Source organism: Methylophaga sp. F7 (assembly GCF_056863975.1).
On sequence record NZ_CM166511.1, the window covers coordinates 353,623 to 366,258 of the forward strand.

13 protein-coding genes are annotated in these 12,636 nt (G+C 45.9%); 10 read left to right on the forward strand and 3 right to left on the reverse strand.

From position 1 onward, the window contains the following. Window positions 1-2: 2 nt before the first annotated feature. Window positions 3-1,610 (reverse strand): LysM peptidoglycan-binding domain-containing protein, encoded by a 1,608-nt coding sequence (locus AC08OG_RS01825; RefSeq protein WP_482929955.1) that lies wholly within the window; start codon window positions 1,608-1,610, stop codon window positions 3-5. Between the two features lie 323 nt (window positions 1,611-1,933). On the opposite strand from AC08OG_RS01825, the gene AC08OG_RS01830 reads away from it, so the two are divergent. The 3 genes from AC08OG_RS01830 to AC08OG_RS01840 are packed head-to-tail and all read left to right on the forward strand — an operon-like array spanning window position 1,934 to window position 4,606. Next, window positions 1,934-2,737 (forward strand): DUF2797 domain-containing protein, encoded by an 804-nt coding sequence (locus AC08OG_RS01830; protein WP_482930568.1) that lies wholly within the window; start codon window positions 1,934-1,936, stop codon window positions 2,735-2,737. A 5-nt stretch (window positions 2,738-2,742) separates the two neighbouring features. Then, window positions 2,743-3,762 (forward strand): quinone-dependent dihydroorotate dehydrogenase, encoded by a 1,020-nt coding sequence (locus AC08OG_RS01835; RefSeq protein ID WP_292354538.1) that lies wholly within the window; start codon window positions 2,743-2,745, stop codon window positions 3,760-3,762. A 1-nt stretch (window position 3,763) separates the two neighbouring features. Continuing rightward, complete coding sequence (locus AC08OG_RS01840) at window positions 3,764-4,606, forward strand: mechanosensitive ion channel family protein (protein ID WP_292354540.1); 843 nt, start codon at window positions 3,764-3,766, stop codon at window positions 4,604-4,606. Here the strand turns inward: AC08OG_RS01840 and gloB are convergent. Continuing rightward, window positions 4,603-5,373, reverse strand: coding sequence for a hydroxyacylglutathione hydrolase (gene gloB, locus AC08OG_RS01845; RefSeq protein ID WP_482929956.1), 771 nt, complete (start codon window positions 5,371-5,373; stop codon window positions 4,603-4,605). The genes AC08OG_RS01840 and gloB overlap by 4 nt on opposite strands. 24 nt (window positions 5,374-5,397) lie before the next feature. On the opposite strand from gloB, the gene AC08OG_RS01850 reads away from it, so the two are divergent. From AC08OG_RS01850 to dapB, 7 genes are all read left to right on the forward strand, one after another. Then, window positions 5,398-6,123 carry a class I SAM-dependent methyltransferase gene (locus AC08OG_RS01850; RefSeq protein ID WP_292354544.1) on the forward strand — a complete coding sequence of 242 codons (726 nt, stop codon included), beginning with the start codon at window positions 5,398-5,400 and terminating at the stop codon, window positions 6,121-6,123. Then, window positions 6,123-6,566: a ribonuclease HI gene (gene rnhA, locus AC08OG_RS01855; protein ID WP_292354546.1), complete on the forward strand. Its 444-nt coding sequence runs from the start codon at window positions 6,123-6,125 to the stop codon at window positions 6,564-6,566. The genes AC08OG_RS01850 and rnhA overlap by 1 nt, the downstream gene beginning before the upstream one ends. 3 nt (window positions 6,567-6,569) lie before the next feature. Next, window positions 6,570-7,295 (forward strand): DNA polymerase III subunit epsilon, encoded by a 726-nt coding sequence (dnaQ, locus tag AC08OG_RS01860; protein ID WP_439502983.1) that lies wholly within the window; start codon window positions 6,570-6,572, stop codon window positions 7,293-7,295. A gap of 102 nt (window positions 7,296-7,397) precedes the next feature. Further along, a complete protein-coding gene (gene grpE / locus AC08OG_RS01865) occupies window positions 7,398-7,955 on the forward strand; it encodes a nucleotide exchange factor GrpE (RefSeq protein ID WP_292354550.1) in 558 nt (185 codons plus the stop codon). Window positions 7,956-8,055: 100 nt separating this feature from the next. Next, entirely contained in the window at window positions 8,056-9,978 is a 1,923-nt protein-coding gene (dnaK, locus tag AC08OG_RS01870) for a molecular chaperone DnaK (RefSeq protein WP_292354552.1), read from the forward strand. Window positions 9,979-10,059: 81 nt separating this feature from the next. Further along, window positions 10,060-11,169: a molecular chaperone DnaJ gene (dnaJ, locus tag AC08OG_RS01875; RefSeq protein WP_482929957.1), complete on the forward strand. Its 1,110-nt coding sequence runs from the start codon at window positions 10,060-10,062 to the stop codon at window positions 11,167-11,169. 85 nt (window positions 11,170-11,254) lie between these two features. Further along, complete coding sequence (gene dapB / locus AC08OG_RS01880) at window positions 11,255-12,064, forward strand: 4-hydroxy-tetrahydrodipicolinate reductase (protein ID WP_292354556.1); 810 nt, start codon at window positions 11,255-11,257, stop codon at window positions 12,062-12,064. On the opposite strand, the gene AC08OG_RS01885 is transcribed toward dapB, so the two are convergent. Further along, entirely contained in the window at window positions 12,065-12,625 is a 561-nt protein-coding gene (locus AC08OG_RS01885; protein ID WP_292403847.1) for a tetratricopeptide repeat protein, read from the reverse strand. Window positions 12,626-12,636 lie beyond the last annotated feature (11 nt).

The following is a 12,636-nucleotide window of genomic DNA, read 5'->3' on the forward strand; positions in this document are numbered from 1 at the left end:
GATTAACTATGGCTGATCTGGATAGTTGGATCGACGTACAAGGTCAGTTTTTGTCCTGGCTGCAATAAAGTGCGATCACTTAAACCATTCCATTCCTTAACTTTATCCACCGTAACATTAAACTTACGGGATATTGTCCAAAGTGAGTCACCATTACGAATAGTGTAATTGATGGCTTTTAGCTTAGAAACAGTTTGAGTGGGTTGCCAGATAATCAATTGCTGGCCTGAATGTAAAACATCCGAAGGGGTTTTTTTATTCCATTGGGTTAATTCAAACACATCAACAGTATGCGCTTTGGCAATGTTCCACCAGGTATCACCCGCTTTGACCGAATAATTAAATTTTTTCCCCTGCTGCAATTTCTGTTTCGCCAGAGCATTTGCCTCAGCTTCATCAGCCAGAGCAGTGGAAACAGGTATTAACAGGTGGGCTCCAGCACGGATAAAATTGCTGTTAATTTTATTCGCTTTTTTCAGCTCAGCAACCGTCGTGTGATGCATTGCGGCGATTTTGCTCAGTGACTCTCCGGGTTTTACTTCATGGCGTTTCCAGCGCAGCAGTTCTTTTTCCGGAATATCCATTAATGCTGTTTCAAATGCACTTGCTTTGGTCGAAGGCAGTACCAGTTCATGGGGGCCTTGTGGTGCCGTTGCCCAGCGATTAAAGCCCGGGTTTAAAAGATAAAGCTCATCAAGTGTGATATCTGCCAGATTGGCAGCGAGAGATAAATCAATCTGGCTACCGACATTTACTACGCTCAAATAGGGTTTGTTGGCCACTGGCGACAGTTGTAAGTCATATTGAGCAGGTTGTTTTACCAATTCTGCTACGGCCAATAATTTAGGTACATAGGCTGTGGTTTCTGCAGGCAACTCCAGTGACCAGAAGTCAGTCGGTAAACCGGCTTCTCTGTTACGTTTGATGGCACGACCTACTGTACCTTCACCGGCATTGTAAGCGGCTATGGCAAGTTCCCAATCGTTAAAGTCGTTATGTAACTTTTGCAGATAGTCCAGGGCTGCATTGGTGGATTGAATAACATCACGGCGACCGTCATACCACCAGTTCTGTTCCAGTCCAAATACACGGCCAGTAGCCGGAATAAATTGCCAGATACCGGCCGCTTGTCCAGATGAGAGTGCAAAAGGCTGGTAACCGCTTTCAATAATTGGCAATAAAGCAATTTCCAACGGCATATCGCGACTTTCAAGTTCTTCAACAATGTAAAAAAGATAAGGTCGAGCACGTTCGACAACTTTGTTGAAATAATCCGGATGATTGGCAAACCAGGTAAGGCGACTTTGAGTTTCCGGATCCAGATCCTGATATTCAGCCAGTTGATAACCATTACGAATACGTTGCCAGACATCAGTGACTTTAGGATCAATTTCCGAATCTTCAAGTACCGATAAATCCAAATCCAGCGGACTCAGCTGTGTCAGCTGATTTTTTTTCCAGTTGGTGTGTTTTGTTAATGGACCATGGGAGGTTTTCTGAGACGGTTCTGCGCTGACAGTTTCAGTATGTTTGGGGGTTGTACTACAGCCAGTGAAGAGTACCGAAAGCACTGCAAACAGGGGCCATAGACGATTTTTAGTTTTTAACATAAAGGTTTATCATAATGTCGTAAGCACATAATTGTGCTCAATATATACCGGAATAAACGGTTAAAGACCAGTCTTTAACTTCCCGGTTGTTTCTGCCCGCACCTGAATTCTCCTTATTTCAACGTCAATTCCTTAGTGCTTGTTTATTTTTCAAAGCTACTTCTGCTAAAGCGCAATAACATTTATAGAGCAGTGATGAGTTGAGCCTTTTGAATAAATACCTGACAGTGGATAGGTCTGGCTGTCCTGCTAAGTTAAACTATCCTCTAATTTGAAATTAAAGGTTTCGCTACGTGACAGAATTTGCAGGACAACTAAACAAGATGCAGGCGACCCTGCCGGAAACTGATGGGCCAGTAAATTATCAAATGATTTTGGGAGAACATCAGCTCCCGATGAATCCACTTATTGGATCGAATATACAGCTGATTTATGCGGGTGAGATTCGTTGCCAGAACTGCCAGCGAATGACCAAGAAAAGCTATAGTGGTGGGTTCTGTTTTCCCTGCTCACAAAAACTGGCGCAATGTGATTTATGCTTTATGAAACCTGAGTTATGTCACTTTGCTCAAGGGACCTGTCGTGAACCTGAGTGGGGTGTTCAGGTGTGTATGCAGGACCATATTGTTTATCTGGCGAATAGTTCAGGGATCAAAGTGGGTATTACCCGAATTTCGCAAATGCCGACACGCTGGCTGGATCAGGGAGCAACCCAGGCGTTGCCCATTTTTCGAGTGAGTAGCCGTTATCATTCCGGTTTGGTTGAAGTCCTGTTTAAAAATCATGTTTCGGATCGCACTGACTGGCGAAAAATGTTGCGCGGCCCTGCTGACACAATTGATTTGGCAGAGCAGCGTGATCAATTACAGGCTGAATGTGCCGATCAAATCATGCTTTTACAGCAGGAGTTGGGTGAGGATGCCATCACCACACTGACAGATGGAAAAACCCTGGAAATAAGCTACCCTGTGCAGCAATATCCAGATAAAGTCAGTTCTATGAATTTTGATAAAACACCGGAAATTGCGGGTAAATTATTGGGCATAAAAGGGCAATATCTGATTATGGATAAAGGCGTTTTAAATATCCGTAAATTTACGGGCTACCAAATAACAATGAAGGCTTGATTTGTATGTATCCGCTGCTACGAAATTTGATGTTTAAACTGGATGCTGAAACATCACATCATCTGGGCATGAACAGCCTGAAGTGGATGGAAATGTCTGGATTGTTGAGGCTGCTAATGCCCAAAATGCCGACGGTACCGGTGCATGTAATGGGATTACGTTTTCCTAATCCAGTGGGGTTAGCTGCAGGTCTTGATAAAAACGCTGACTACCTGGAAGCTTTATCTGTATTAGGTTTTGGTTTTATTGAAGTGGGTACTGTGACACCTCGACCTCAACCTGGTAATGCCAAACCCAGACTTTTTCGACTTCCAGAAGCACAGGCGATTATTAACCGAATGGGCTTTAATAACCTTGGTGTAGATCATTTACTGGAACAAGTTCAGGCCGCTCAAACTGATGCAATTATTGGTATCAATATTGGCAAAAACGTTGATACGCCGGTTGATAAAGCGCTGAATGACTATTTGATAGGATTGGAAAAATCTTATCCTCATGCCGATTACATCACTATCAATATCTCATCTCCTAATACTCCCGGTTTACGTAATCTGCAATTTGGCGAAGCACTGGATAATCTTCTGAGCGCTTTGAAAAATCGTCAGGCGGAACTTGCGGAAGAATTTCAGCGTTATGTGCCGATGGCGGTCAAAGTTGCACCGGATTTAACCCTGGAAGAAGTTCAGCAACTGTCTGAATGTTTCAGCCGGGTCGGGATTGATGCCGTGATTGCCACCAATACAACGCTTTCCCGCGAAGCTGTCGCAGGCTTGGCTCACGCTGATGAAGCTGGTGGCTTGAGTGGTAAACCGGTATTTGCCAAATCGACAGAAATTGTTCGACAATTCCGACAGGCTTTACCGGCTGATATGCCGATCATTGCTGCTGGTGGCATTATGAGCGCAGAAGATGCGATGCAAAAGCTGGAAGCGGGTGCTCAACTGATACAAATTTATAGTGGTCTGATTTATCAGGGACCAAAATTAATTCAAGATATCGTCAAAACCATTCAAAAGAGGAGATAACATGGAAACCGGAACAGGCAGCGTCATTGGTGACATTCTGCTGAATATTTTCTTTGCCGCTGTCATTGTCATTGTGGGTCGCACAGTGGTTAGCTGGTTAGTGAAGCTGTCCCGAAAAATTATGGTCCGGGCCAATATTGATCCGATCCTGATTAATTTTTCCAGCTCGATCATTAATATCCTATTGTTGCTGTTTGTGTTGATTGCGGCCTTGGATCAATTGGGTGTAAACACCACCTCGATGATAGCCGTACTGGGTGCTGCCGGCTTGGCTGTGGGATTGGCGCTAAAGGATTCATTACAGAATTTTGCTGCCGGCGTAATGTTGATCATGTATCGACCATTCAGAATTGGTCACTTTGTAGAGGTTGCTGGCGTACTCGGTATTGTTGAGCAAATCACTATCTTCAACACTGTGATGCGAACACCGGATAACCGTGAAGTGATTGTGCCCAATGGCAATATCTATGCAGGTGTTATTACCAACTACTCAGCCCGAGATACCCGCCGCATTGATATGGTGTTTGGTATCGGATATGACGATGATTTGCTCAAAGCCAAACAAATCATCACCGATATCGTCACGGGGCATGAATTGGTGCTTAACGATCCCGAGCCGATTATCCGTGTGGCCGAACTGGGCGATAGCAGCATTACTTTCAATGTCTGGCCATGGGTTAACGCATCGGATCTGGCCACAGTAAGAGCAGATCTGATCGAAACCATCAAACTGGCGTTTGATGCAAACGGCATCAGTATTCCCTATCCACAAATGGATGTGCATTTTAATAATGTGGATGCTGCCAATGAATCAAGCCAGACTAAAAAAGATGAATCAGCCTAGAAATCATCCTTCCAGGCGCGTAATACCTTAAATACCGCCAAAGGCGAATCAAGCGGCTGATCAGCGTAAGCTTCAGCCGCTTTTTTTATTGCGGCATCATCACACCGCAAAAATGGATTGGTGCGTTTTTCCATTTTTAGCTGTGATGGTACGGTGGCGATCTGCTGTTCTCTTAACGCTTCCGTTTTGGTTAAGCGTTCAAGCAGGTCGTTATTTGTGGGATCAACAGCTGTGGCAAACTGCAGATTGGCCAGCGTATATTCATGCGCACAATAAATGCGTGTATCGCCAGGTAATTGTTTTATTTTTTGGAGTGAATCAAATAGTTGTTCTGCTGTACCTCCAAGCAGGCGACCACAACCACCAGCAAATAATGTGTCGCCACAGAACAGGTTATCATCTACCAGATAGCTGATATGACCAGGAGTGTGCCCAGGAGTATCGATTACTCTGAAGTGCGGAAAAGATGAATGCAATTGTTGGTCAGCCTGGGCGTACAAATGTGTATCGACTGTTTTGATGTGTTCACGTTGCGGTCCAAAAACGGGCAGATCATACAGGTCGTCGAGGCGACGGATACCGCCAACATGATCGTTATGATGATGTGTGACTAAGATGGCCGCAGGATGCAGATCGTTTTTTTCTACAAAGTTAATCACTGGACCCGCATCGCCCGGATCAACAATTAATACATCCTGATTCTCGGCTGACTGAATCAACCATATATAATTATCATTAAATGCCTTTACGGCATGAATTTGTAACATTATCTAACTCCGCCGGAATGGCCTATGTGTAATTATAAAGAGCAAGACCGCGAGATGACACAATGGTGGCAATCTTCGCTTGCCCGTTATATACAAAGCCAGGAACAGCAATGGCTAAAGTATCAACAGGCAAAGCTGCATGGTTTTTTTCAGCTGCAGCTTGGTGGACAAAGCCTTATTCTACCGACTTCCTTACGACCTTGTTATCAGGCATTAATGGGAAGCAGCGGACAATTTCATGCGCAAAGTGAGCAACTTCCATTTAAGTCTGACAGTGTTGATGTGATGCTGTTGCAGCATGTGGTGGAATTTTCCCGCCAACCGCATCAATTATTACGCGAAGCCGACAGAGTGTTAAACGAAGATGGCACACTGGTAGTGCTATGTTTTAATCCGTTTAGTGTATGGGGTTTACGTCGATTGTTTTCCTGGCAGGATAGTCTGCCGTGGCGGGGACAGTTTTTTTCACGTCAGCGCTTAAAAGACTGGCTGTCATTGTTGGATTTTGATGTAGTGGAAGCCCGATCGATCATTTATTGTCCCCCATGGCAAAATGAACGCTGGATAAAACGTGGTGGTTTTCTGGAAAGATGGGGGCGACGTCTCTGGCCATATCTTGGTGGCGTCACTGCAATTGTCGCAAAAAAACGCACTTTTCTGGTGACCCCATTACAAAGCCGGTGGCAAAATAGAAAATTATTTCCCAGACCACAACTGGTGAATCCCTCAGCAACACGAAAAGAGCATTAATGGAACACGTTGAAATTTTTACCGATGGTGCCTGCAGTGGTAATCCGGGGCCGGGAGGTTGGGGAACCATACTCCGTGCCAAAGATAACGAAAAGGAGTTATCTGGCGGTGAAAAACTGACCACCAATAATCGGATGGAGATGATGGCAGTCATAGCCGGTCTGGAAGCATTGAAAAGGCCTTGTCATGTCACCATTACCACTGACTCACAATATGTGATGAAAGGGATGACCGAATGGTTGAAAGGCTGGAAAGCCAAAAACTGGCGAACCGCCGCCCGGCAACCAGTGAAAAATGCCGATTTATGGCAACGCATGGATGCGGCCTCCCAGCCACATAAATTATCCTGGCAATGGGTTCGGGGTCATGATGGTCATCCGGAAAATGAACGTGCCGATCAGCTGGCGGTAGCAGCACGTACTCAAATCGCATTACAGGACTAACCGATGGCAGAGCAAACCAGTCAACGACAAATTGTTTTAGATACCGAAACCACTGGCCTCAGTACAGCAGATGATCACCGCATTATTGAAATCGGCTGCGTTGAATTAGTGAATCGACGGCTGACCGGTGAGACGTTTCATCAATATATAAATCCACAACGTGAAATCGATGCCGGAGCGATAGAGGTTCATGGCATTACCAATGAATCATTAGCCGATAAACCGTTATTTGCAGACATTGCTGCGGATTTTCTGCGGTTTGTCGAAGGTGCTGAATTGATTATTCATAACGCCGCATTTGACGTTGGATTCTTAAATCACGAGTTAACCAAGTTAGGCCACACCGCCAAAATTGACGATATTTGTTCAGTGATGGACACGTTAAAACTGGCGCGGGATAAACATCCGGGTCAGAAAAACAATCTGGATGCGTTATGTAAACGCTATGGGGTGGATAATTCCAACCGGGAGTTACATGGCGCCTTATTAGACGCCGAAATTCTGGCAGACGTCTATCTGATGATGACGGGTGGACAGGTCAGCTTGTCACTGGCGGCAGAGCAATTCGAACCGCAACACGATGCTGAGAAAAATGAGATCACGACAATTGAACGTCCTCGTTCAGCATTAAAGGTCATTGAGGCTGACGCAACCGAGTTGGCAGCACATCAGGTGATGCTGGAAAAATTACAGGCCAGCAGTGATGGAAATTGTGTGTGGCTTAAATAAAGTTGAATTTGTTTTCACAAAAAGTTCTGTTCGCCGCTTGAAATCAGATTTTTGACCCCCAAATAGCAGCTTTGTGTTGAGCAAAGCGGAATCTGATTAATCATGAGCAACGAAGAAATCGAAAAGTCGACGGCGGAATCTGAGCCGGTCGAAACCTCACCCGAAACAGCTGAGTCAGCTCAGCCAGCGGAATCTGAAGCAGATGTTGTAAAACAGCTGGAAGATGCCCGCAACAAAGCCGATGAACATTGGAATGAATTATTGCGTGCCAGAGCCGATCTGGAAAATATGCGTCGCAGACACAGCCGTGATCTGGAAAACGCTCACAAACATGCGCTGGACAAATTCGTAACAGAGCTATTGCCTATCTGCGACAGCCTGGAGTTTGGTCTCAACGCAGCAAAAAATGAAGATGCCAAGCTTGAAACAGTGCGAGATGGCATGGAAATGACACTCAAAATGTTCATGAGCTCGATCGGTAAATTCGGTCTTGAACAACTTAATCCTGAGGGCGAGGCTTTCGATCCTGATCTGCATCAGGCCATGGCAATGCAGCCTGCAGAAGGCGTAGAAGCTAACCAGGTATTGAATGTCATGCAGAAAGGCTACCGTTTCAATGGGCGTCTGTTACGTCCTGCCATGGTAGTGGTTTCTCAATAACCGGACGAAATTTAAGGGCTTGAAATCAAAATTTCCTGCCCCATCTATTATCACAACGGCTGGAATAGCCAGACGAACTTAGTACGATGGAGAAAAGATTATGGGTAGAATTATTGGTATTGACTTGGGTACGACCAACTCATGTGTAGCGGTGATGGAAGACGGCAAAGCCCGTGTCATCGAAAACAGTGAAGGTGATCGCACAACCCCGTCAATTGTTGCATTCAACAAAGATAACGAAGTGATGGTAGGTCAGTCTGCCAAACGTCAGGCTGTCACTAACGCCAAAAACACTTTGTACGCAATCAAGCGTTTGATTGGCCGTAAATTTAAAGACGATGTAGTACAGCGCGATATTGATATGGTGCCGTATAAAATCGTTGAAGCGGATAACGGTGATGCCTGGGTAGAAGCCAATGGTAAAAAAATGGCTCCGCCTGAAATTTCAGCTCGCGTTTTGATGAAAATGAAAAAAACCGCTGAAGAATTTTTGGGTGAAGAAGTCACTCAAGCGGTTGTTACCGTTCCGGCCTATTTCAATGACTCACAACGTCAAGCCACTAAAGATGCTGGCAAGATTGCCGGTCTTGAAGTCAAACGTATTATCAACGAACCAACCGCTGCAGCGCTGGCTTACGGCATGGACAAAAAACGTGGTGATTCCACAGTTGTTGTATACGATTTGGGTGGTGGTACGTTTGACGTATCGATCATTGAAATTGCTGATATCGAAGGCGAGCATCAGTTTGAAGTACTGGCCACCAACGGTGATACATTCCTGGGTGGTGAAGACTTTGACCAACGTATCATTGATTATCTGGTTGCTGAATTCAAGAAAGATCAGGGCGTTGATTTGAGTAAAGATCCATTGGCTCTGCAACGTTTGAAAGATGCTGCCGAGAAAGCCAAAATTGAGCTGTCTTCCAGCTCACAAACGGATATTAATCTGCCTTACATCACTGCAGATGCCAGTGGTCCTAAACACATGGAAATCCGTTTGACCCGCGCCAAGCTGGAATCTTTGGTAGAAGACTTGATTTCACGCAGTATGGAACCATGCAAAATGGCATTGAAAGATGCCGGCCTGAAATTGTCTGACATCAATGATGTCATTCTGGTTGGTGGCCAAACCCGCATGCCGAAAGTGCAAGAAGCGGTTAAAGAAATGTTTGGTAAAGAACCACGCCGTGACGTGAATCCGGATGAAGCGGTTGCCGTTGGTGCTGCGATTCAGGCTGCGGTATTGGCTGGTGATGTGAAAGACGTATTGTTGCTGGACGTTACCCCATTAAGCCTGGGTATCGAAACCATGGGCGGCGTAATGACCAAACTGGTTGAGAAAAACACCACCATCCCAACTAAAGCGAATCAGGTGTTTTCGACAGCAGATGATAATCAGCCGGCCGTTACCATCCATGTATTGCAGGGTGAACGTGAAATTGCCTCAGCCAATAAATCACTGGGACGTTTTGATTTGGCGGATATTCCACCCGCTCCACGTGGTACACCACAAATCGAAGTCACCTTTGATATTGATGCTAACGGTATTCTGAACGTGTCTGCTAAAGATAAAGCGACAGGTAAAGAGCAATCCATTGTGATTAAAGCTTCCAGCGGTCTGTCTGACGATGAAGTTGAAAAAATGGTTAAAGATGCTGAAGCGCATGCTGATGAAGACCGTAAGTTCCATGAACTGGTCACAGTACGCAACCAGGCGGATGGTTTGATTCATGCGACCAACAAATCACTGACTGATCTGGGTGATAAAGTGGAAGCCGATGAAAAAGCCAAGATTGAAGCGGCCATTGAAGAGTTACAACAGGCTCTGAAAGGTGAAGATAAAGCCGATATCGAAGCCAAAACTGCTGCGTTGTCAGAAGCTGCAGGCAAGCTGGCTGAACGTGCTTATGCTGAAAACGCAGAAGCTGGTGAAGGTGCTGCAACAGATGATTCCACAGCACAAAACGATGATGTGGTAGATGCCGAATTTGAAGAAGTCGATGACGACAAGAAAAATTCATAATCTTTCACACAATTAACTGAAAACAGGCGTAGGCATTGAGCCTACGCCTGTCTTGTTTAAGAGATACAAGAAAAACTAAACATGGCCAAAAAAGACTATTACGACCTTCTTGGTGTATCGCGCACTGCGACAGAAGCTGAAATCAAAAAAGCATATCGTCGTATGGCGATGAAATATCATCCTGATCGTAATCCGGATGATGCAACCGCTGAAGCCAGGTTCAAAGAGGCCAAAGAAGCTTACGAAATTCTGTCTGATTCCCAAAAACGTGCTGCTTATGACCAGTTTGGTCATGCTGGAGTAGATAACAGCTCAGGCGGCGGGTTCAGAAGTTCGGGCGGTTTCAGCGATATTTTTGGCGATGTATTTAATGATATTTTCGGCGGTGGCGGTCCGGGTGGACAAAGCTTCCGTGGAGCCGATTTGCGCTATCGCCTGGATTTGACGCTGGAAGAAGCTGTTGCTGGAACGACTGCGAAAATTCGCATACCGGTCAATGTTGAATGTAAAACCTGTGATGGTTCCGGGGCCAAACCTGGCACACAACCTGTTACTTGTACGACCTGTGGTGGACATGGTCAGGTTCGCATTCAGCAAGGATTCTTCACTGTTCAGCAAGCCTGTCCACATTGTCGCGGAACGGGTCAGATGATTCAGGACCCTTGTCATGATTGTCATGGTCAAGGCGTCGTACAAGAGCATAAAACACTCTCCGTTAAAGTGCCCGCCGGTGTTAATACGGGTGATCGCATTCGTCTTGCCGGTGAAGGAGAAGCGGGAAGCCGTGGTGCTCCAGCCGGTGATTTATATGTCGAAGTAGCGGTTAAACGTCACGATGTATTTACCCGTGATGGTAATAATCTGTTTGCCGATGTACCCATCAGTTTCACCACCGCCTGTCTGGGCGGGGAATTGCAAGTGCCCACTTTGCAGGGTAAAGCTGTGCTGAAAGTGCCTGAAGGTACGCAAACCGGCCAGCAATTCAAGATGCGCGGTAAAGGTGTCAAATCAGTGCGTACCGGTGAAGTTGGCGATTTAATGTGTCGCGTGATTATTGAAACGCCGGTTAAATTATCAAAAAAACAAAAAGAGTTATTGCAGGAATTTGCCGAAACGATGGAAGGTTCCGGGGCAACCCACAGTCCAAAACATGAATCGTGGCTTGATGCTGTAAAACGTTTTTTTGAATAAGATATTTGCCAATAGGAAGCTGACTGGGCTATTTTTGCCAGCCAGCTTTTTTATTTTCTGATTTACCGCCATAAGGATATAAACCATGGCTATTAATATTGCTATTAACGGTGCCGCTGGCCGCATGGGCCGTTGCCTGATTCAAGCCGTCGCTGAAACAGATGGTTTGCAGCTATCTGCTGCCATTGATCGAGCGGAGTCATCATTAATTGGTGTGGATGCCGGTGAATTGGCTGGAGTCGGTAAATTAGGGGTAGTGTTGTCAGCAGATCTTGATCAAGCAACTCAGCAATCGGATGTGATCATAGACTTCACCATTCCTGAGGCCACCATGGCTCTCCTGCCGTTATGTGCAGAGAATCAGTGCCGCCCGGTGATTGGTACAACGGGTTTTGATGAAGCGCAAAAACAGATTATTCAGCAAACAGCCGGTCGCATTGCTACCTTACTAGCCCCCAATATGAGTGTTGGGGTGAATTTATCACTGAAATTACTTGATATGGCTGCCCGTGTATTGGGGGATAGCGTTGATATTGAGATTATTGAAGCCCATCACCGCCATAAAGTGGATGCACCTTCCGGTACTGCCTTAAGAATGGGGGAAGTGGTTGCAGATGCGTTGGGCCGCGATTTAAAAGACTGTGCTATTTATGGCCGTGAAGGCCGTACCGGCGAACGCGATCGCAATACTATTGGTTTTGCGACAGTCCGCGGCGGAGACATCGTTGGCGATCACACAGTGTTATTTGCTGCCGAAGGCGAACGGGTGGAAATTACCCATAAAGCATCAAGCCGAATGACCTTTGCCTACGGCGCCATGCGTGCATCCAAATGGCTGATGCAACAGCAAACCGGTCTGTTTGATATGCAGGATGTGTTAGATCTGCGGAATTAATTAATAGCGGGCGGCCTGTTCGCGCGCTGTTTTGGCACCAGCTTTATCGCCCTTTTTAGTGCGAATCTCCGCCAATAATAACCAGAAGCGTTTCAGCTCGGTATTATCGCCTTTGGCATAGGACAGACCTTTTAAAGCAACTTGTTCCGCAAGGCGAAAATCTTCCAGTTCATAGTGTGCTTTGGCTAACTGATAGTAGACTTTTGGATCGCTGGGGGCGATACGTTGGGCTCGCTGCAAACGTGATTGCGCTGCCGACATGTTTCCCTGCTGTTGATATTTTTCTGCATCACTTAATAACGCCAGCACGGCAGGATTGGTTGGTGCTGGAACAGGTGTAGTGGCAGGTATATCAGTGCCTGTAGATTTGTCCGGTGGAAGTGGCATGGCTTGTGGATTAGCCTGCTGGCTTGGCACTGGACTGGTTTTTGCTGATTCAGTTGTTGGTGAAGATACGGGTACATCTCTGCTCTCCACCGCAGGTCTTTGGCTGACGGGTGTGGTACTACAGGCAGATAAAAACATGACCAGGCTGGCCATAATAAAAAGCATTTTGTGCATGGTTATTGGCA

What these genes read in the sequence shown, in the direction of transcription:
- AC08OG_RS01825 (WP_482929955.1), bottom strand. Translation starts at nt 1,610, where the DNA reads ATGTTAAAAACTAAAAATCGTCTATGGCCCCTGTTTGCAGTGCTTTCG.
- AC08OG_RS01830 (WP_482930568.1), top strand. Translation starts at nt 1,934, where the DNA reads ATGCAGGCGACCCTGCCGGAAACTGATGGGCCAGTAAATTATCAAATG.
- AC08OG_RS01835 (WP_292354538.1), top strand. Translation starts at nt 2,743, where the DNA reads ATGTATCCGCTGCTACGAAATTTGATGTTTAAACTGGATGCTGAAACA.
- AC08OG_RS01840 (WP_292354540.1), top strand. Translation starts at nt 3,764, where the DNA reads ATGGAAACCGGAACAGGCAGCGTCATTGGTGACATTCTGCTGAATATT.
- gloB (WP_482929956.1), bottom strand. Translation starts at nt 5,373, where the DNA reads ATGTTACAAATTCATGCCGTAAAGGCATTTAATGATAATTATATATGG.
- AC08OG_RS01850 (WP_292354544.1), top strand. Translation starts at nt 5,398, where the DNA reads ATGTGTAATTATAAAGAGCAAGACCGCGAGATGACACAATGGTGGCAA.
- rnhA (WP_292354546.1), top strand. Translation starts at nt 6,123, where the DNA reads ATGGAACACGTTGAAATTTTTACCGATGGTGCCTGCAGTGGTAATCCG.
- dnaQ (WP_439502983.1), top strand. Translation starts at nt 6,570, where the DNA reads ATGGCAGAGCAAACCAGTCAACGACAAATTGTTTTAGATACCGAAACC.
- grpE (WP_292354550.1), top strand. Translation starts at nt 7,398, where the DNA reads ATGAGCAACGAAGAAATCGAAAAGTCGACGGCGGAATCTGAGCCGGTC.
- dnaK (WP_292354552.1), top strand. Translation starts at nt 8,056, where the DNA reads ATGGGTAGAATTATTGGTATTGACTTGGGTACGACCAACTCATGTGTA.
- dnaJ (WP_482929957.1), top strand. Translation starts at nt 10,060, where the DNA reads ATGGCCAAAAAAGACTATTACGACCTTCTTGGTGTATCGCGCACTGCG.
- dapB (WP_292354556.1), top strand. Translation starts at nt 11,255, where the DNA reads ATGGCTATTAATATTGCTATTAACGGTGCCGCTGGCCGCATGGGCCGT.
- AC08OG_RS01885 (WP_292403847.1), bottom strand. Translation starts at nt 12,625, where the DNA reads ATGCACAAAATGCTTTTTATTATGGCCAGCCTGGTCATGTTTTTATCT.